The sequence below is a fragment of the Erythrobacter sp. KY5 genome, from assembly GCF_003264115.1.
Lineage (GTDB): Bacteria > Pseudomonadota > Alphaproteobacteria > Sphingomonadales > Sphingomonadaceae > Erythrobacter.
On sequence record NZ_CP021912.1, the window covers coordinates 364,503 to 384,967 of the forward strand.

15 protein-coding genes are annotated in these 20,465 nt (G+C 61.9%); 10 read left to right on the forward strand and 5 right to left on the reverse strand.

Annotated features, from left to right (window positions below; translation table 11 throughout):
- The first annotated feature begins 25 nt into the window (after positions 1–25).
- From CD351_RS01740 to CD351_RS01775, 8 genes are read left to right on the forward strand one after another with little or no spacing between them, the layout of a single operon-like run.
- Positions 26–2,104, forward strand: a complete 2,079-nt coding sequence (locus CD351_RS01740; RefSeq protein WP_111991023.1) for a nucleoside-diphosphate sugar epimerase/dehydratase — start codon at positions 26–28, stop codon at positions 2,102–2,104.
- A gap of 9 nt (positions 2,105–2,113) precedes the next feature.
- A complete protein-coding gene (locus tag CD351_RS01745; protein WP_111991024.1) occupies positions 2,114–3,562 on the forward strand; it encodes an O-antigen ligase in 1,449 nt (482 codons plus the stop codon).
- A gap of 46 nt (positions 3,563–3,608) precedes the next feature.
- Positions 3,609–4,355 carry a polysaccharide biosynthesis/export family protein gene (locus CD351_RS01750; protein WP_111991025.1) on the forward strand — a complete coding sequence of 249 codons (747 nt, stop codon included), beginning with the start codon at positions 3,609–3,611 and terminating at the stop codon, positions 4,353–4,355.
- 32 nt (positions 4,356–4,387) lie between these two features.
- Positions 4,388–6,646 carry a polysaccharide biosynthesis tyrosine autokinase gene (locus CD351_RS01755; protein ID WP_111991026.1) on the forward strand — a complete coding sequence of 753 codons (2,259 nt, stop codon included), beginning with the start codon at positions 4,388–4,390 and terminating at the stop codon, positions 6,644–6,646.
- On the forward strand, positions 6,636–7,955 hold the full coding sequence (locus CD351_RS01760) for a hypothetical protein (protein WP_111991027.1): 1,320 nt from the start codon (positions 6,636–6,638) through the stop codon (positions 7,953–7,955). The genes CD351_RS01755 and CD351_RS01760 overlap by 11 nt, the downstream gene beginning before the upstream one ends.
- A complete protein-coding gene (locus CD351_RS01765) occupies positions 7,952–8,635 on the forward strand; it encodes a cytidylyltransferase domain-containing protein (protein ID WP_111991028.1) in 684 nt (227 codons plus the stop codon). Before CD351_RS01760 ends, CD351_RS01765 begins: the two co-directional genes overlap by 4 nt.
- Entirely contained in the window at positions 8,632–10,881 is a 2,250-nt protein-coding gene (locus tag CD351_RS01770) for an N-acetylneuraminate synthase family protein (RefSeq protein ID WP_111991029.1), read from the forward strand. Before CD351_RS01765 ends, CD351_RS01770 begins: the two co-directional genes overlap by 4 nt.
- On the forward strand, positions 10,872–12,350 hold the full coding sequence (locus CD351_RS01775) for a surface carbohydrate biosynthesis protein (RefSeq protein ID WP_162627562.1): 1,479 nt from the start codon (positions 10,872–10,874) through the stop codon (positions 12,348–12,350). The genes CD351_RS01770 and CD351_RS01775 overlap by 10 nt, the downstream gene beginning before the upstream one ends.
- Before the next feature lie 156 nt (positions 12,351–12,506).
- Here CD351_RS01775 and CD351_RS01780 read toward each other — a convergent pair whose 3' ends face one another.
- From CD351_RS01780 to CD351_RS01800, 5 genes are all read right to left on the reverse strand, one after another.
- Complete coding sequence (locus CD351_RS01780; protein WP_111991031.1) at positions 12,507–13,469, reverse strand: ATP-grasp domain-containing protein; 963 nt, start codon at positions 13,467–13,469, stop codon at positions 12,507–12,509.
- Entirely contained in the window at positions 13,466–14,182 is a 717-nt protein-coding gene (locus CD351_RS01785; RefSeq protein ID WP_111991032.1) for a metallophosphoesterase, read from the reverse strand. The genes CD351_RS01780 and CD351_RS01785 overlap by 4 nt, the downstream gene beginning before the upstream one ends.
- Positions 14,179–14,850 carry an SDR family NAD(P)-dependent oxidoreductase gene (locus CD351_RS01790; RefSeq protein WP_111991033.1) on the reverse strand — a complete coding sequence of 224 codons (672 nt, stop codon included), beginning with the start codon at positions 14,848–14,850 and terminating at the stop codon, positions 14,179–14,181. Before CD351_RS01790 ends, CD351_RS01785 begins: the two co-directional genes overlap by 4 nt.
- The gene (locus tag CD351_RS01795) at positions 14,825–16,225 is read right to left on the reverse strand and encodes a DUF6418 domain-containing protein (protein WP_162627563.1); all 1,401 of its coding nucleotides are present in this window, start codon (positions 16,223–16,225) and stop codon (positions 14,825–14,827) included. The genes CD351_RS01790 and CD351_RS01795 overlap by 26 nt, the downstream gene beginning before the upstream one ends.
- A gap of 167 nt (positions 16,226–16,392) precedes the next feature.
- The gene (locus CD351_RS01800; RefSeq protein WP_111991035.1) at positions 16,393–18,006 is read right to left on the reverse strand and encodes a lipopolysaccharide biosynthesis protein; all 1,614 of its coding nucleotides are present in this window, start codon (positions 18,004–18,006) and stop codon (positions 16,393–16,395) included.
- A 185-nt stretch (positions 18,007–18,191) separates the two neighbouring features.
- On the opposite strand from CD351_RS01800, the gene CD351_RS01805 reads away from it, so the two are divergent.
- Together CD351_RS01805 and CD351_RS01810 are read left to right on the forward strand one after the other, a co-directional pair.
- On the forward strand, positions 18,192–19,601 hold the full coding sequence (locus tag CD351_RS01805; protein ID WP_111991036.1) for a hypothetical protein: 1,410 nt from the start codon (positions 18,192–18,194) through the stop codon (positions 19,599–19,601).
- Between the two features lie 82 nt (positions 19,602–19,683).
- Positions 19,684–20,451, forward strand: a complete 768-nt coding sequence (locus tag CD351_RS01810) for a glycosyltransferase family 2 protein (RefSeq protein ID WP_111991037.1) — start codon at positions 19,684–19,686, stop codon at positions 20,449–20,451.
- Positions 20,452–20,465: the final 14 nt, after the last annotated feature.

The following is a 20,465-nucleotide window of genomic DNA, read 5'->3' on the forward strand; positions in this document are numbered from 1 at the left end:
CCCTGACTTGAAAGGGGGGCATATCATGCACAGCGTTGCAAGGACGGGAGAGATAGGCACGGCGCTTGAAAGGCGCCTGTCGGGATGTGTCGATTTCGCCGTCGGCCTTGCCGCTGGTTCCATCGCCTGGCCCCGGCGGATCAAGCGGCTGGCGGTCATGACCCTCGATTTATGCCTCATCGCGCTCGCGGTGTGGGTCGCGTTTTCTCTGAGGCTCGGAGAATTTCACACTCCCGGCACTGGCTTTGCAATCCTGACGGTCGCGATGACCGGCCTGTGGTTCCCGATCGCCCTGCGGCGCGGCACCTATCGCTCGATCTTCCGCTTTGCAGGGCGCGGGGCCATCGTCTCGCTGCTGGTGTCCACGATACTCGTCACCCTGCCGCTGATCGCAGGCTTCATGCTTGTGGCGCACGATGGCATCCCGCGCACTCTCGCAATCCTTGCACCGCTCGTATTCTTCATGGCCGTCACGCTCTCGCGGATTGTCGGGCGCTACGTGATGGTCGACCTGTTGAGCGCGCGATCAGGCGATGTGAACATCAAACGCGTCGTGATTTACGGCGCGGGCGCGACCGGGCAGCGCCTTGCCGCATCGCTCGCTGCCGAGGCTGGCATGCGGGTGGTGGGATTTGTCGACGACGATCCTGCCAAGGACGGACATTTCCTCGACGGTGCGCGCGTGCATCACTCTTCGCAGACCAGTGCACTGGTCGAACGACTGGGCGTCACGGACATCGTTATCGCGATCACCGCCATCAGTTCTGCGCGCCGCAAACACATCATCGCGGCGCTCGAACCGATGAGCGTGAACGTGCAGACGCTGCCGCCCATGCGCGAAGTGATCGACGGGCGGATCTCCGCCGCCACTTTGCGCCCTGTCGCGATCGAGGATTTGCTGGGCCGCGCGGTCGTTCCCGAGCATGGCGACCTGTTATCGCGCGAGATTACCGGGAAGCTTGTGATGGTCACGGGCGCAGGCGGGTCGATCGGTTCGGAAATCTGCCGCCAGATCCTCGCTCAGCGCCCGGCGGCGCTGGTGTTGGTCGAAGCGAACGAATTCGCGCTCTTTTCCATCGGGTGCGAGCTTGAGGCAGGGCTTGCAACCCTTGATCCGGGAAGCCGCCCGACCCTGTACCAAAGGCTGGCCGATGTCTCGTTGCCGGGCGCGGTAGAACGTTTGTTTGCCGAGTTTACGCCCTACGCGATCTTTCACGCGGCGGCTTACAAGCATGTCCCGCTGGTCGAGGAAAACGTCCTTGAGGCGGTGCGAAACAATGTCCTTGCAACGCGCCTCATGGCCGATGCGGCACAGCGACACGGCGTGCGCCGTTTCGTCCTCATCAGCACCGACAAGGCCGTGCGCCCGCCCAACGTCATGGGCGCAAGCAAGCGATTGTGCGAAGTGGTCCTTCAGGACCTCTCCCGTCGCTGCGGCGCGGCGACTTTCGCAATCGTTCGCTTCGGCAATGTCCTGGGGTCGAGCGGATCGGTCGTCCCGACATTTCAGCGCCAGATCGAAGCTGGCGGCCCGGTAACGGTCACCGACCGCGAAGTGACCCGCTATTTCATGACCATTTTCGAAGCTGCCCAGCTCGTGATCCAGGCTGGTGCGATGGCGCGGGGTGGGGAGATCTTTCTGCTCGACATGGGTGAGCCGGTCAGGATCTGGGATCTTGCGCATTCGATGGTGCGGCTTTCGGGTCTGTCGGTCCGCGATGCCTCGAACCCTGCCGGAGACATCGCGATCATCGAAAGCGGTTTGCGACCCGGCGAAAAACTGTTCGAGGAATTGCTGATCGACGCAGCCGCCGCAGAGACCGAACACCCTCGCATCATGCAGGGCGCAGACAGCGCCCCTCCCGCTGCGATGGTCGCGCAGGTGCTTTCCCAGATCGAAACCGCTATCGCCAGAGACGATGTGGGCGCCTGCAAGCGTGCGCTGCGAAGTGTGGCGCCAAGCTTGCGGCTTTCTGCGCAAGAGAAAGTGGTGCGCTCGCGGCCCTATTCGCGTCCGATGGTGAAAAGGCTCGAAAGCGGCTCTGTGCGCAAGGCTGAACAGCGCATCTTTCCCGCGCCCAGCCAACAGCCAACGCAGGCCTAGGAGCTGGGCATGACGCGCAGGTTCGCGCCCTTATGGTCGACGCCGATAACGACGCCGCTTGCCGTTATGCTGGCGTATCTCGTCTTTGTATTCGCGCTGGGCGGGGGCGCGCGCGCGGACATCGCATCGCTCGCACTGCTGAGGGTTGGGTCGATCGGGGTGCTTGGCTACGCGATAGCCATCCTCGATCCCGATCAGCTGCGCGCCAACAAGGGAATGGTCGCGCTCGCAGCGGGTTGGGCGGCGCTCACCGCGCTTCACCTTGTCCCACTGCCGCCTTCCGTGTGGCACCAGCTCCCCGGCCGCGAGCTGGCGATAGCGATCGACGCGGCGACCGGGCTTGAGGACAAGTGGCGACCGATCAGCCTGGTCCCTCATCGCACGATGAACAGCCTGTTTTCCCTGACGGTGCCGATTGCAGCCCTGATGCTCGCACTCTGCCTGTCGCGCGAGCAATTGCGCCTGACGGCATTCGCGCTGGCGCTTCTGGTGTTTGCGAGCGCTCTGGTAAGCTTGCTCCAGATCATCGGCGGACCCGGCAACGCCTTCTATCTCTACCGCATCACCAATGGCGATTCCGCGGTAGGCCTGTTCGCCAATCGCAATCACAATGCGGTGTTCATCGCGATTGGCATCGCATCGCTGGGTGCGCTGTGCGGCTTGATCAAGGCCGATCCGCGTGCCGCGCAGCGATTGCGCATGTTCGCGGCGCTTGCCGCCCTGTCGCTTGTTCCCTTCGTGATCATTACGCAATCGCGCGCTGGTCTGGCCCTGGGTGTCCTCTCGCTTGGCGCAGCATGGTGGCTGCAATCGAGTGCGTCCCATTCCAAGGGGACGGCGAAGGGCGCGCTCAAGCCAGCCTTGTTACTGGGCATGGCAGCCGTGGGTGCCACAGCCCTCGCAGCCCTGACGAGCCTGATGACCGGCGACAATGCCATTGCGCGATTGATGGCGGGCGGCCACGCCGATGATGAACTCAGAATGCGAATCTGGCCGCGCGTGATTGAGCTGGCCGCAGAGCATTTTCCCGTGGGATCGGGCATGGGCACCTTTGTCGAAGTGTTCGAAGCGGGTGAGACTTCCTCCACTTTGGGCCCTTCCTACATCAACCACGCGCACAACGATTTTCTGGAGCTCGCCCTTACCGGAGGGTTGCCCGCCGCAGTGCTGGTCGTGGTCGCGCTTTCCTGGCTCATACTTAGGGGATTGCGCGCATTTTCCGATAGCAACGGGGCTGATCGCACGCTGCGCCGCCTTGGCGTTATCACGGTCGCACTGATCCTTCTGGCATGCCTCTACGACTACCCCTTGCGCACCCCGTCGCTCGCGACTGTCTCCATTCTGGCTCTGGTCTGGATTGCAGGCAGAGCGCCAGACAGTAGCCCTGATGCATCGGCAGCCCGCCCGCTCAACAGGCCGGCACGCAAAACCGATCCGGCCGCAAGAATGGCGGCGTGATCCATGGCCTCCAACAGGGCCGGGATCGACCAGAGGGGAGTGCATCATGGGTACGACACACGCAGCGTACAGGGTTTTCGCCAAAAGGCTTGGCATCCTTCTATGCGCATCGTCTTTGCTGACAGCCTGCGCGTCCGCCCCGCCCCTTGGCGGCGCTCCCGGCCTTGATGTGGTTTCGGCCTCGCAGCTGCCCACACCCATCCCCGGTGCCGGCATTCACGCCGCGCGTCCGTATCATGTCGGCCCTTTTGACAAACTGCGCATCGACGTCTTCGGCATCGAAGAACTCAGCGACCGCGAGGTGCAGGTTGACGCCGCCGGGCGGGTTTCGTTCCCGCTCGTGGGCAGTATCGAGGCCGCAGGAAAAACGCCCTCCGCCATAGAGGCGGAGCTGGAAAACGCGCTTTCGGCGCAATTCATCCGCAACCCGCAGGTGACGGTGAACCTCGAAGAAACCGTCAGCCAGGTGGTCACGGTCGATGGCCAGGTTCGCGAGCCCGGCCTCTATCCCGTGATCGGGCGAATGACGCTGATGCAGGGGGTCGCAACGGCCAGCGGGCTGACGGAATTTGCGAAGGTCGATGACGTCGTCGTGTTCAGGGAAGCGGACGGGCAGCGCTACGCCGCGCTCTACAACCTTGGGGCGATCCGGCGCGGCATCTACTCCGATCCCGAAATCTACGCCGGTGATGTGGTGGTGGTGGGCGAATCCAATTCGCGCCGCCTCTTCCGCGACATCCTCGCAGCCACACCGCTGCTGACCGCCCCGATCATCGCACTGCTGCAAAACTAACAAGCGCGCCCGAACGGGCCGGTGAGGCATTCATGACCGACAGCACAAATCTCGTCCCCATGCGCCCCCTTGCAGCGCAAGCCATACCGCTTCCACCCGATCTGACCGGCGGGCGCGAGAGAGGCGGCATGAGGCCGGTTCTTGTGCAATATCTAGACGTCCTGCGCCGGCGCAAATGGGTCATTGCCGCTGCAATTCTGGCCGCGGTGATGGCCGCGCTTGTCATCACATTGCTCACCCGCCCGACTTATACCGCAACGACACAGGTGCAGGTCAGCCGCGAACAGGCCAATGTGACCAACGTTCAAGGCGTGGAGTCCGAAAACGTTGGGCGCGACCTTGAGTTTTACCAGACCCAGTATGAGCTGCTCGAAGCGCGTTCGCTCGCAGAGCGGGTCGTGCGCGGGCTGCGGCTCGATAGCAACGCGGATTTCTGGAACGCGCACGGCGTCGATCCCGCTGCCATCGACGAAAGCGCTCTGGCGCAGGCTGGCGACACAGGCGCGCGCGCCAAAGCGGCAGCCAGCACCTATCCCGATCCGCGCCGCAGCGTAAATGCGCGCGAGCGGGTTGCTATCGAAACGCTCCTTGAAAACGTTGCGGTCAACCCGATCCGCGGATCGTCTCTCATCGACGTCGACTATTCCTCTTTCGACCCCGAAATGTCCGCGCGCATCGCCAATGTCTGGGTCGATGAATTCATCGCGCAGTCGATCGCGCGCAAATTCGATTCCACCGCCGAAGCGCGCAATTTCCTCGAAGGGCGTCTTGATGAGTTGCGCTCCAAGGTCGAACAATCTGAGAGAGCAGTGGTCGATTTTGCGACCCAGCAGGGGATCATCACCCTGACAACGGAAAGCGGCGGTCAGGGCACGGCCCAGATCCGCGAACGCACGCTCGCATCGGAAAATCTGCAGGGGCTGAACGCCGAACTGATCGCTGCGACCGGCGAACGCGTTGCAGCGCAGGCGCTTGCGCGCGGCAGCGGGTCCGCTCAGACCAACGCCACGCTCGCAAGGCTTCGCGAACAGCGCGCCGTGAGCGCAGCCGAACTTGCCGAACTGATGGTACAGTTCGAACCCGGCTATCCGCGCGCCATGGCACTTGAGCAACAGATCGCTGAACTCGATAGCGCGATCTTTACCGAAGAATCGCGGATCAGCCGCGCCGCCAGCGAGGCATTCCTTGCCGCTCAAAGGCGCGAGGCAGAGCTGCGATCACGGGTTAGCGGATTGTCCGGCGAAGTGCTGTCGCAGCGGCGCGATGCCATCCAGTACAACATATTCCAGCGCGAAGCGGATACGAACCGGCAACTCTATGACAGCCTCCTTCAACGCTACAAGGAGATCGGTGTCGCTGCGGTTTCGGCAAGCAATATCGCGGTCATCGACACAGCGGAACCGCCACAGCGTCCCTCATCGCCCAACCTGTTGCTGAACCTTGCGCTCGCGCTGGTCGCAGGCACGATCGGGGCTGGTGGCCTGGTATTCCTCCTCGAACAGAGCACCGAAGGCCTGACCGATCCAAGCAAGGTGCAGGAGGCGCTTGGCATTCCCCTTCTTGGCAGTGTCCCGCAGGTGCCCGACCATGACGACCCGGTCGAGCTTGTCGCCGATCCCAAGACTGAGATCGCCGAAAGCTATATCGCGATCCGGTCAAGCCTTGCCTTCACGACCACGCAAGGCGTTCCCAAGAGCTTTATGTTGGTGAGCTCGCAACCCGCCGAAGGCAAAAGCCTGAGCGCGCTTGCACTCGCGCTCGTGCTCGCGCGGATGGGCAAGCGGGTGTTGCTGATCGATGCCGACCTGCGCAATCCATCGGCGCACGCCTATCTTGGCACGCATCGCAAGGTTGGCTTGTCGAACTATCTTGCAGGCGACGATCAGGTCAGCGCGCTGATCCAGAGCGTGCGACCCAATCTCGACCTCATGGCGTCCGGTCCCTGCGTGCCAAGCGCTGCGGAGCTGTTTTCGAGCGATCGCCTGCGCGATCTCACGTCGCGCATGACCAGAGAATACGACCACGTCATCGTGGATTCGGCCCCGGTCATCGGGCTGGCCGATGCGCCGCTCGTCAGTCAGGCCGTCGAAGCGGTCATATTCGTGGCAGAGGCGGGCCGTGTTTCCGTGCGCGGGCTCAATTCGGCGCTTGAGCGTATGGCCGCGGCGGGATCGCCGATCGTCGGCGCGATCCTCACAAAGCTCGATCGGCGATCATCGCAATACGGATACGGATACAGCTACTCCTATTCCTATTCCGACCGGATTGAGGCGACACGCGGTGCAGCCTGAACTGGCTTCCGGCGGCTTTGCTACAAGGCGCGCCGATGCGCCGAAGCTGCGCCGAAAGCGGGGCGCGGTCACGGCCTTGATCCTTGCGCCGCTGGCTTTTGCGAGCGGAGCGCTATCGCTTTCCAATGCCCTTGTCTCCAGCGACCCGGTAGCCGCCAAGCAGCTCTATCCAACGCACCCGCAAGCGAAGGTCAGAGCGACTGACCATGAACTGGTGCAATTGCCGGGCATCGCGGCGTCCGCAGCCGAGCAAAAGGGCGCCGAGAATACCGCCTCGCCGTTCCCATCACGGCTTGAGATCGTCTCGCGCTATACTCAGTCACGCATCGAAGCGCAGGCCCTATCAAGCCTTGCTGACACGCCCTATTCGTCCGGCGCACTTCGCCAGCTCGCTCTCGTCAGCCCATCTCGCACTCGGCAGCGCGCCCTGCTCGATCTGTCGCGCAGTGTTTCGCGGCGCGACATCGGTGCTGCTGCGTTGATCGCCGGTCTGGATTTTCGCGATGGCCGTTTGCGCGATGGCCTCGAAACGCTCGACGACGCGCTCGTCATCTCCCGGTCCCTCGATGAACGCATCTTCCCGCTGCTGCTGAGCGCCACGCGCTTTGAAGATTTCGAGCCTGCATTCCGCCCGATATTGGAGCGCGATCCAGCCTGGGGCGAGAGGCTGGCAGCGCACGCCATCCAACATGACGCCTCCGCATCGCCTTTCGCGCGCATCGCCCGCCACTTTCCGCAAGGCTCCCATGCGCTTTCGATCGACTATGGCGCGCCGCTGGTTGACCGCCTCGCTGGCGAACTCGATTTCGAGGGGGCGTTCGACGCCTACGATGCCTATTCGCCTGAGCAGCAGGACCCCGGACGCCTTGCCGATGCGCGTCTTCCCCCGCTTGATTGGCACCTGATCGACAGGATCGACACGGGCGCAAGGCTGGTCGGCTCGCTCGATCCTGCGATCGAATTCTTCGCCAAGGCGCACCGATCGGGTGAAGCCGCGCGCATCATCTTGCGGCTTGATCCGGGCGTTCACGTGCTGAGGTTTTCGTTCGTCGACCTTCGCGGGGGGGGCGGACAGCTTTCGCTTGAGACGGTCTGCATCGACAAGGGGGGCGAGTGGACGTCTGGCACTGCGCTGGCCCCGATCGCTTCTTCCGCCGCCGCGCTCGCAATCACTGTCCCATCCGGTTGCCAATACCAATCGCTGCGCCTCGCGATTGCCGCGCGCGGCGAAGCAATCAGCGTCCTGATCGACAAGGTCACTTTCGAACGGGCAGCCAATTCTCATTCCAGTAACGGAGAGACACTTTGAAGGTTCTCGCTATCATTCCGGCGCGCGGCGGGTCGAAAGGCCTGCCGGGCAAAAATCTTCGGATACTGGCAGGCAAGCCGCTGATCGTCTGGTCGATCCAGCATGCGGTCAACAGCGAGGCAATCACTGACGTGGTCGTCAGCACCGACTCGCCCGAAATTGCCGCGGTCGCGCGCGGGTGCGGGGCCGAAGTGCCGTTTTTGCGGCCTGCGCACCTTGCCACGGACACCGCACCGACCGAGCCTGTGATGCTTCACGCGCTTTGCGCGATGGAGAATATGGGCCGCAGCTATGATTGCGTTGCGCTGCTTCAGCCGACCTCGCCACTGCGCGCTAACGAGATGAGCGCACGCGCCCTCGCCCAGCTCAAGGCCGAGGAAGCCGACAGCTTGCTGACCGTCACCGAAAGCCATGCATTCTTCTGGCGACAATCGCCGGTGCGTGCGCTCTACGATGTCGCCAACCGGCCGCGCCGACAGGACATTCCTTCTGAAAAGCGCCATTACCGGGAAACCGGCTCACTCTATCTGACCCGCCGTGACGTGCTGGTCCGTGAAGGCAACCGGCTTGGCGGGAAAATCGCGCTGCTCGAAACGCGCGAGGAGGAAGGCTTCGAGATCGATAGTCTTGCCGATTTCCGTCTGCTCGAAACCCTGATGTCGGAGGCGATCCCGGCATGATCATCGACACCAACCTCAAACCCTATGTGGTCTTCGCTGAGGAAGACCTGTTGGTGGCTCTTCGCAAGATCAGCGATAATCGGCGCGGCAGCGTTCTGTGCATTTCGCAGTCCGGGCGCCTGGAAGGGGTGCTTACCGACGGCGACGTTCGGCGCTGGCTGGTGGAGGCGGACCGTTTCGATTTCGACGTCACTGCGCTCAGCGTCGCCAACACGCAATTCACCGCCGCGCGTGACGGCATGGATGACGGCGCAATCCAGGCGATGTTTTCGGACCGGGTAAGCTTCGTACCCGTCCTCGATGCGCAGGACCGCGTGGTTGCGGTTGCATGGGAAGACGCCCGGCGAATTTCGATCGGGAAGCATTCGATAGGCGAGGATGAGCCCTGCTACATCATTGCCGAGATCGGCAATAACCATAATGGCAGCCTCGATCTCGCCAAGGATCTGATCGAACTCGCTGCCGAAGCCGGTGCCGATTGTGCAAAGTTCCAGATGCGCGACATGGCCTCGCTTTACCGGGGCGGAGGCGATGCGGGCGATCGCAGCGCGGATCTGGGTGCGCAATACACGCTCGACCTTCTGGCCCGTATGCAGCTGTCCAATGACGAGATGCTGGAAGCTTTCGATCATTGCAAATCGGTCGGGATTCAGCCGCTTTGCACGCCGTGGGACAAGGCCAGCCTCTCCATTCTCGAAGATTATGGCATGCCGGCATACAAGCTGGCATCGGCGGATTTGACCAATCACGAATTGGTCGGCGCGCTTGCCCGAACCGGCAAGGTGCTGATCTGCTCAACAGGCATGTCCAGCCAAGCCGAGATTGAGGATGCGGCAAACCTGCTGCGACGCCACGGATCGCCTTTCGTCCTGTTGCATTGCAATTCGACCTATCCCGCCCCGTTCAAGGACATCAATCTCTCCTTCATGGAGCGGCTGGGCAAGCTGTCGAACGGCCTCGTTGGCTATTCAGGGCATGAGCGCGGCTACCACGTCCCCGTCGCAGCGGTGGCGCGCGGGGCAAAGGTGGTGGAGAAGCACTTCACACTCGATCGCGCCATGGAAGGCAACGACCACCGCGTGAGCCTGCTTCCGGCCGAGTTCAGGGCGATGGTCGAACAGATACGCGAGGTGGAGGCCGCGATGGGGTCAAGCGGCCCGCGCGTGGTTACGCAAGGCGAGATGATGAACCGCGAAGTGCTGGGCAAAAGCCTCGTCGCGGCACGTCCGATCACCGAGGGCGCAATACTTTGCGATGACGATTTCGCCGTGCGCAGTCCGGGCCAGGGGCTTGAGCCTTACCGACGCAAGGACCTCATCGGGCGCGCCGCCAAGCATGACATGCGAGCGGGCGATTTCTTCTTTCCCAGCGACCTTGACGAAGAAGTCGCAAAGGCGCGGGATTACAGTTTCCGCAGACCCTTTGGCGTGCCGGTACGCTATCATGATCTGGCGCATATGGTGGACGCCTCCAGCCTTGACCTCGTCGAGTTTCATTTCTCGTTCAAGGATCTCGAAGTCGACATCGAAGAGGCGTTGGGCGAAAGGCGCTTCGACATCGACCTGGTCGTCCATGCACCCGAACTGTTCGCAGGAGACCACGTGATGGACCTGTGCGCGCCCGACCCCGAATATCGCTCGCGTTCTATTCGCGAATTGCAGCGGGTCGTCGATGTGACCCGCAACCTGGCCGGGCGATTCAAAGGCGGGTCACCGATACCGATCATCGTCAATGCCGGCGGCTTCACCGCTGACCGTCCGATGCCGGACGCGGCCCGGCCGGGCTGCTATGCGAAGATTGCCGATGCTATTGAGAGCCTTGATACCGAGGGCGTCGAGATAATTCCGCAGACTATGCCGCCCTACCCATGGCATTTTGGCGGCCAGCGTTTTCACAATCTGTTTATGCGCGCAGATGAGATCGCCAGATATTGCGAAGATCATGGCGCGCGCATCTGCCTCGACATTTCACACTCGGCGCTTGCGGCAACACATCTCAAGACCAGCTTCGAAACTTTCCTGAACCGGGTCGCCCCTTACACCCGTCACCTGCATATGGTCGATGCAGCCGGCATTGACGGAGAGGGGCTTCAGATCGGCGATGGCACGATCGACTTCGAAATGGTCGCGAAGGTCCTCGATCAGGCAGCGCCCCAGGCAAGCTTCATCCCCGAAATATGGCAGGGCCACAAGGACAGTGGGGCAGGCTTCTGGACCGCGCTCGACCGGTTGGAGGCATGGTTTTGACCGACATGGCCGCCCTTCGCCTGGACGCGCCGAAGCGAAATGTCGCTGTTGCGGGTGAAACCCGGCCGGGCAGTGTGCGAAATAGCGCCGATATAGCCGCAGCCGATAAACGCAGACCTCACCGGATCGGTCTGGTGATCGATCATCCGCTGCGCGACCTCGACGGGATGTGCTTGCTCGCGCAATTGCTGTGCGGTCGGGGGCACGAAGTTGTTCTGATGCCGTTCTACACGCAACATCTCGATCTGCCCAACCTCGATATCGACCTGATCGTGCTCAACTATGTGCGGCCGGCCAATCGGGCTCTGGTCGAAGCAGCCTCGGCGCGCGGCATTGCGCTTGCAGTTCTGGATACAGAAGGGGGGCTGTTGCCGGAGACCGGGCCCACTTCTGCGCACGGGATTGCCGCCTATCTGCGAGAGAGCGGCCTCGACATCGCGCTATCGCTCTATCTCTTCTGGGGGGAGGCACTGCGCGATGCGGTGGTCGAGAACACCGATCTTTCCCTTCCCCGCGCCGTGGTAACAGGGTCGCCGCGGTTTGACCTTGCCGCAAGCCGATACAGGCGCGCCGACGAGCGCCGCGACCGCGTCCTGGTCAACACCAACTTCCCGATTGTCAATCCGGCGCAGACCGGTCGCAGGTCTATCGATGACAAGGCGCTGCGCAGCGCCGGCTTTACCGATCAGGAAATCGCCGACCTGGCAGAATCGGTGCGCGGGGTGATGGATCGCATGGTCGCGACTGTCGGCAGGCTTGCGGACGCCCGGCCATCACGCTCTTTCGTCATCCGGCCTCACCCGTTCGAGAGATGCGAGCCTTACGAAGCCGCATTCGCAGCGCATCCCAATATCGTTGTGGAGCGAGAAGGCAGCGCGATGAACGCGCTGTTGCAATCCGACTGCATGCTGCACGTCAACTGCACCACCGCTGTAGAGGCGAGCCTTTGCGGCGTCCCTTCCATTTCGCTCGATTTCATCAACGATGCGCGGCTGCAGGCGATGGCAAGCCTGCCCACAAAGGTCAGCCACAACGCGAACGATGTTGCGCATACTCTGGCGCTCATCGATCGCTCACACACGCTTGACGCTGCCTCACAGGCGAAAGACATTTCGCCTTTCTTCGGGCCGCTCGACGCAAGGGCTGCTGAGCGCGCTGCAGATGCCTTGAGTTCAGCCACGCTGATTGATCCGCGCCTACCCAGCGCGAAAGGCCTGCCGGCAAAGAGATGGCTGAACGCCTTGGCCGGTCGGACTGTAGGTTCCGCGGGTATCGAGCAGGTCAGGCAATCGCTCAAACCGTCGCGCGCGATCAAATCGTTCAGCGCTGCCGATGTTGAGCCCCGCCTGGACCATTTCGCCTCAGTTCACGGATCTGTTGCCGCAGCGATTGAGCCGGTTCGTACCGCATTGGGTGCCGACACGATGGCACTGCGCCTCAGCCCGGTTACGGCGCGACCCGCGGACTAAGCTCGCCATATGGCGGTGGCGACGACGCGGACGGCAAGACTGCTGCTGGCTATCGGCGGCGGTGGCTTATCCGGATGCGCTTTCGTGGGGAAAGGGAAAAACCGGTCCTAGAACCATCCAAATCGAACCTGTTTCCAAGGTTCGCCGCGCGTGCCGTCACATGGCGATAGCCTCAGGCATTCGGATGATCTCTCTTTCGCCGCGTTCGATCAGCGTGCCAGCAGCGGGCGGTTCGTAATTGCCGCTCGCCAACCAGAGGCGATTGACGATCGACCAGACGCAATCCTGAAAACCCAGTCGATGGCGGAAACCCACGGTGCTCGAAAAGCGAGGATTGATCTCGAAGATAGTCGGGTTGCCTCCATCCATGCGAAGCTGGACATTGATGGCTCCATCGAGATCGAGCGTTTCGGCCACCTCTTTGCAAACCGCATCGATGCGCGGATCGTGTACGACCTCTCCGCTGCCGGTCAGTCCCCCTTTCAAGGCCCTTCGAAAACTCAGGCTACGGGTGGGCATCCCGACGAAACGAACCAGCCCGCAGGTAAATTCATTCTCCCGGCTCTTCAGCCAACGTTGCCAGATGTCACCGGAACGCGCCTTGGTCTGGGTGTCAAAATCCTGGCGGCGAAGCTGCAGCAGGCCCTTGCTACCCTGCCCACATCGTGGCTTGACGATCACGTCATAGTCGCCGGGCTGATCCACGCCGACAATGCCGCTTTCCGGTGATGGGATGCCCGCCGCCTGCAATGCCTGAGCGGTGGCGAGCTTATCGAGACCGACCGAAAGCGATCGCTCGTTTGCCGTGACCATAACGGCGCTTTCGAAATACAGGCCGATCGCCTGCGCTTCGAGTAATCGGGCAAGCTCCGCTTCGGCGAGCGGAATCAGGACCTGCGCGGCGCTTTCACGGACCAGATTTCGCAGCGCAGACAAATAGTCCGGCGAATCAGCGCGCGGCAAGGCAACGAAACGGTCGAAGAAGGTCGCCCCCTCCGCATTTGGGTTGCAGTCCGCACCAACCAGTGTGGCATCGGGGAACGCCTCGCGAAGGATGCGGGCGAGCGAGACGCCGATGTCGCCTCCAGCACCGGTCAGAAGGATTGGCCCGGCAATCACGCGCTTTGCCTTATCCGCCGGCGCGTGAGCGAGTGGGCGAGATTAGTTCGGGCGGCATCGCGAATTGCGCATTGTGCGAGCAGTGCCTCTACGGGAAATTCGGTGCGGCGCGGCGCGATCGCACCGGTTTCCGGATGGAAGATGGTCCAGCTTGCGAGCCCTCCGACATCGCGCGGCTGGCCGACCGAACCGGGATTCAGGATCGTCGGCGTGCCGGACCGAATGAATGGCCAATGCGTGTGCCCAAGCCAAATCTGGTCGACTGGGAGCTCTTCGCCAAGCTTGGCCAAAAGTTGTGGCGGTGCATCGGGATAAATGTACGCGTCTGCATCGAAAGGAGTGCCATGGGCGAGGAGGATCCGATACTCGCCAAGCTCGATTTCGCGCGTTGGAGGCTTCCCCGCCAACCAGTCCCAGTGTCTCTCTTCGAACTGCTCGAACACCGCATCCAGACCGGAGCCATAGCGGTTCCGGTAGTTCTCAAGCACGCTCACATCGAGGCGCGCATCAAGAGCCATGCGATCGTGATTGCCTTGGATTGCGGTGCATTCAAATTCGGCAAGAGCATCGATTACCGCGCGAGGATCGTGATAATATCCGACAATGTCGCCCAGCACGATGAGCCGCTCGATCCCTTCGGCGCGAACCTCTTCGAGCACGCATTCAAGCGCGGCGAGATTGGCGTGAATGTCGGCGAGGACAGCGACCTTCATATGGGAAAACCCGCTGCCGCGAGCAGATCCTGCGCCACATCTTCTGGCTGTCTCAGCATCGACTCTGGCGCGGCCGCCGGATCGGCTGCATGGCGCAAGTGCGCCTGCATTGCCGTTGCGATAACGCCGGGCTGGAAGACGTGGACGCAAATGTCCGCGTTCTCTTCCGCCAGGCTCTGCCAGCCAAGCCGGGCTGCGGCCTTGCTTGCGCAATATGCGCCCCAGCCCGGGATCGCCCGATCTGCAGCCCCGCTAGAGACGTGGACGACATCTAAAGACGCAGCGCGGGACCGCGCGATTGATCCAAGAGCGCTGGCAATGGCGAGGGGGTTTGCAACATTGACCATCATCGCCTCCTCCAATCGCCCTGCGGCCCCGTCATCAATCATGCCGCCGAGGGGAAGGACTGCAGCGATATCGAAGAACCAGAGGCGCTCAAAGGCGAGGTGGCTCAGGAATGGACCTAGTTTGGCGCTCCAGTCGTGCGGGCTGGCGAGATTGACGATGCATTGCGTTTCGCCCGGCGCATCAATCGGCGCGCGCACGATGGGGACACAGTGGACCCGGCTTGCAAGCAGCGAGCGATAGACGGCTGCTCCCAGACCGCTTCTCGCACCTGAAATGACCGCGACCACACTCATTTCAGGCAGCGCTGGCAGCCGGGTCACAGGCGCGCCGATGCAACGCAATGCGCGGCTGTACTCCACGCTCGACGATGTGTCGCTCGATCGCCCAACACAGGAGGAACAGCGCGATCTTGACCCAATAGGTTGGCGCCAGGAGAAAAGTCAGCATTCCGCCCGTATAATGAAGCGTTATGCCGAAATAGACATAGAGACCCAGCACCGAGGTCAGGATCAGGTTTCGGTACAGCAGCTTCAGGAAAAGACAGAGGAACCACGCCGTAACGATCCCGGCAAGCGGGAGCGTGACAAAGGGCAACCAGGCTCCCAGCAGCTCGAAATGCACCTCGGGATAGCCACCATTATACGCTTGCCCGAGGCGCGTCAGCTCTTCGGCGCGGAAGTATCCCAGTTCCAGCGTCATCAGATATTGAATCGTGCTGTTGCGGCTCGGGTCGATCGGATCGAAAATCTCGCGAGCGGCATGTTCGTTGATCGGATCGGCGACATTCTCGAAATCGACCCTTTCCCAGGCATTTGCCCATAGGTGGACCGGTTGCACCAACACGCGCTCTTCGATTTCGTGCAGCGGTTCGCGATAGTCGCGCACGTTGTAGTATGAATTGTAGAGCAGCCCCGACACCAACAGCACCAGCCCCAGGATTGCCCCCGCCCTGCTGACCCCGGACGTTAGGATGCGTTGGCCCACTAGGTGCGGGTCGAGATCGCCGATCCGCCCGGCCGCGCGTGCGATAATCACAAGCGCGGCTGGCATCAGGTAAAACGAGATGAGCACGAAAAACACGCTGAAGCGGTTGCCCGTGATCACCCAGTACGCGGTCAGTATCGCAGCGAGCAGCGCAAATCGCAGATCGAATCCCCGCCCGTTGAGCCGGGGCAGGATCGTGAAGGCACCGAATACGAAATTGAGCAGGAAATTGAGCTCATAGGCAATCGAATGCACTGGCCCGGCGCTCATCGCGTAAGCAATGCGGTCGATGCCTTGCATGATGGGAATTGTGCCCGTCAGCACGAAGTTCACCGCGAGCGCTCCGATGACCGCGAGACCGCCCGCAAATGCGAAATTGGCCAACGTCCAGTGATACGCGGAGTAGACAGGCCGCAGCCGGGCGATGGCCGCAAACCTGCGCCCCTTGTCGGGGAAGAGCCACATCAGCGGGACGACCAATGCGAGCGCTGAATAAATGAACACCGGCGCTGCAAAATTGCCGCCAACGAAGGCGCCAAGTTCGCGCGTGTACATGGGGCCGAACAGATCGAGCACCGTGATGTCGATCGAACGATAGACCAACGGGAAGATGGTGAAGAACCCGGCCAGCATCAGGGCTTTACGCCTCACTGCGAGATGAGCGATGATTGCCAGAAACACCGCGAGAAAGAGAAGGCTGAGCGCGCTCATCGCTGCGCCTGTGCGGGCGTTGCGGTGCGTAGCGCGCCGCTCGGGCAACACGGTGGTTTAAGGCTTTTTTGCATGGCCTCTTTTCCTAGAAATCCCGGGATATGACCTGCGAACTCTTGAGAGAAACGCGCGCGCACGCCAGCGCCATTGGGTTCAGATTGGGGGCATTAGCCGCGCGCCCTGCGCACGAGACCGGCAAGAAAGGCCCGCTCGGGTGCGTTCAGGACCTTTTGATAGATCAGCAGGGCGTAGATACAGCCTGCCGACCCTGCCAATGCAGCGCCCACGCTCCACTGCGCATTCGCCAGCAGAACGGCGCCGGGTGCCAGCAATATCGCCCCTGATACACCGGACAAAAGGACCGGGCCTGAGATCGCTTCGCGAAATATGCGGCGAGGGGGAAGGCCGTGAACCCGGTGAAACACGAAGAACGCAGCGCCTGCCATCCCGGCCCCGCACACTATCAGGGTGCCCGCAAGAAAGCCGATGCCCCCCGCCTCCAGACCCAGCGCCAACGCACAGACCAGCAGCGCGAGCAGCATCAGATTGATGCGTACGAAGACCTTGAAATGTTGCGAACGGGTGAGTGTCGCGCTTACATAGTTGGACACGAGGAACAGAGCCTGAAACAAAGCAAAACCGACCAGATAGCCCGTCAGGCTGACATATTGCGCGCCGACCCACAGTTTGAGCAGAAGCGGCGCGAGCGAGGAGATCGCGACAAGAACGGGCACCGCCAGCAGCATATTGAGGCGCAGGCCGAGGAGGACAAACTCGGCCCCGGTGTGGACCGGACCTTTCGCAGCATCGCGCGCGCTTGGCTCTTTTGCAAGATCCAGCTGCGCCACATGTGGGAGAACGGCTGCGTTAAGGCTGCCCTGTAGCACTTTGACCGCGCGCGGGATGCGCGTCGCAATCTGGAAAGCGGTCAACGAAACAGGCCCCAACAATACCGCGACGAAAAGATCGGGCAAACGGTTGAACCCCTGGCTTGCCAGATTGGCCGCAAAGACGGGACGCGACAGCTGCGCGATATCGCGCAAATGCTCTCCCAAAGCCTTGCCGGAGCGCCAGCCGCGCCAGCCAGCGGAGCGGCTCCAAGCCAGAAATCCGAACACCGCCGCCAAGAATAGTGCGATCAGCTGCTCGACCAGAACAAGTGCCGCCAGATTGGTGGTAAATTGCAGGAGCACAAGCGTAGCGAGAGCGAATGCCAGCCGGTCGCAGAATTCCCAGGTCTTGGTTGTCGCAAGTTCCTGTCGGCCGGCAAAGAAAGCCTTGATCGCAAGCGCCGGAAAGCTTGCGAACAAACCTGCGCCCATGATCGAAAGCGCCAGCCGCATTTCAGCCGCGCTCTCGTCCGCGATGGGCAACAGTACCGTCAGCCCCGTGTTCGCGAACACGATCACCGCCGCAGCCACGACAATCCCGAGTGCAGTGAAGAGGGCAAGGCCGGCGATCATGACTCCCGCGCAGGCCGCGCGGTCCCCCTGCGCGTAGTAGCGGGCGAGAAACCGCACGATCGCCCCCTGAAAGCCAAGTTCGGCAAGCCCTGCAAAGCCGAGAATGTTGAACAATTGCAGGCTCAACCACATGCCGTATCGCTCCGGCCCGAGCATCCACAGCATATAGGGAACCAGCAGCAGCGCGAGCGCCATCGCGGACACCTGCTGGGCAAGGCTGAACCCGGTGTTGCGCACCAGCCGCCTTTCGGACCGGGCCGCCTGTCGGGCGTCGCGATGCCCGATTTCATCAGCATTGGTGGCAGCACCAGACGGCATGCGCGCAGCGATCCTTTCGCGTCAGACAACTCGGCAATGGACCTAGATGAGAGCGCCCTTTGCCAAGCATTGCGATACCAGAGACGCGAGCCAGCGCCGTGCGAAGAAAGGTTCGTTCACGACCTATCGACCACGCGCATCGGCCCGCGCTGACCGGACAAGGACCATTCTGCAGGAGCCTTCACATGCACTCGATCATCATTTCGACCCTTGCCGAATATCAAACCGAATTCTGGGTTCCGGTTGGCGAGGCACTGGAGGCAAGCGGCCATGCGGTGACCTTCGTGTCGTGCGACACGCGCAGCACGCGCATGCTGGAAGCGGCCGAGCTCGATGTGATCGAGGGCACGGTGAGCGCGCGAGCATCTGCCCTGGGCGCGGCGGATCCGGTCTCGGTCTGCAACGCACACGGCATCACCGATCCAGCGTCCCTGATCGCCCATGAACGCATTGCCTTCGCGCAGCGCAGCACCGCCACCTGTCTGCGAAAACTGGCGGGTGCGCTGGTAATCGGCGATGCGGCTATCGAAAGAGCGCGCGACAAGGGTCAGCCTGTGCTTGTTCAGGAACTGGGCGGATTTGCCTCGGTCCTCGGCCTGCATCACGCGGCGCTTCACGCAGGGATCGATAGCATCATGATTGAGCCAAGCTTCTTCAAGGGGCGCATGCTGTTCGTCGCGAATTCTCTCAGAGCGCCGAAAATCGCCGCGCAGGGCCGCGTCGATATGCCTGCGGAGCTCACCGCCTATATCGAAAATGCGCTGGCCAGCGGCACGGTGGTTATCCCGGACAAGGATCGGCACCATTATCTGGGCCCCGTCAGCAAGCTTTTGAAACCGCACAATATCAGGCGTTTCGTCGAGAAGTCGCGCGACAAGCATCTTTACGGCGCGGAGCAGGAATTTGGCGCGATCGGGCTGCAACTGCGCAACCATCTGACGATGCTGGCAGGTTCGATCAGGATGCGCGGGCACTATACGGATTTTCGCGACCTCGGCAGGTTCCTCTATTTCCCGCTTCACGTTCCGGGCGATATCGCGCTGACCCTGCGCTCGCCCGAATATTGCGACCAGCTTGCGCTCTTGGACTACCTTTGCCGCGTGGCGCCGGTCGATCTGACTATCGCGATCAAGGAGCATCCCGCGATGATTGGCGCGGTGCCTAGCGAGGCTCTGATCGCCCTCAAGAAAGAGCACGATCGCTTCGCCATCATTCGCCCGGACGCCAACAATTACGACGTTTTGCGTGCTGCGGAATGCGTGGTCACGATCAATTCGAAAAGCGGAGCAGAGGCGGGGTTGCTTGGGAAACAACCCATCGTGCTGGGCGATGCGTTCTATCGCGGTGCACCGTTTGCGAAGGCGATCGATCATGTCACGCAGCTCGGGCCTGCAATCGCGCAACAGGTCTCCGCACCCCGCCCCGCCCTTTGCGCCGACGAAACGGATGGATTCTTCGCGGCCTTGTGGGAGCGCAGCTTTCCCGGCGAATTATACGCGCCGAGCAAGTCGAACATTGCCGCTTTCACCGCCTCGGTTGAGGCGGCGCTTGATCGGCAAGAGTGCGACAATGAGAAGGTCAGGCTCTCGGCCTGAAGCTGCCAGCCGCCAGACAAGACGCTCCATTGTGGCGCTTTCAGTTGGTGCTGCGAGCGGCTGCGTGAGCTAGCCATTTCCCATGTCCAGCGACACCGACACGCTCGTCTCTATCGTGACGCCCGCCTACAAGGCTGAGCGGGTGATTGGCGCGGCCATCGGTTCGGTGCAGTCCCAAACGCACGAACACTGGGAGATGTTGATCGCGGAAGATTGCGGTCCCGACAACACCCGCCAGTGCGTGCGCGCCTTTGCCAGCATGGACAAGCGCGTCAAACTGATCGAACCCGATCGAAATGGCGGCCCTGCCTCAGCGCGCAATCACGCTCTCGCGCATGCAAAAGGTCGCTGGATCGCGTTTCTGGACAGCGATGACATGTGGCTGCCGCATAAGCTTGAGCGGCAATTGGACTTTCACCGTTCTCAACCTGGCGCAGTGCTGAGCTATACCGGATTTCGTCGCATTTCGGACGATGCTTCGCGAACCGGTTCCTATATCTCGGTCCCTCCCCGGATGACCTATCGCAGACTTCTGGGGAACACCGCGATTGCGACCTCCAGCGTCCTGATCGACCGGGCCTTGTCAGGTCGGTTTGCGATGCAGCAGACATATTATGACGATTTTGCCTGCTGGCTTGCGCTTCTCAAGAAGGGCGGGATAGCGGTCGGCCTTGACGAAGACCTGATGCGATACCGGGTCATGGATGCCTCTGTCAGCCGCGACAAACGCAGAAGCGCTCTAAAGGTCTGGCGCGCCTATCGTGAGATTGAGAAACTGGGACCGCTGATCAGCGCCTGGTACTTTTCCCAATATGCCGCGCGCGCAATTCACAAATATCGGCAGTTTTGAACCGGGCGGCTTGC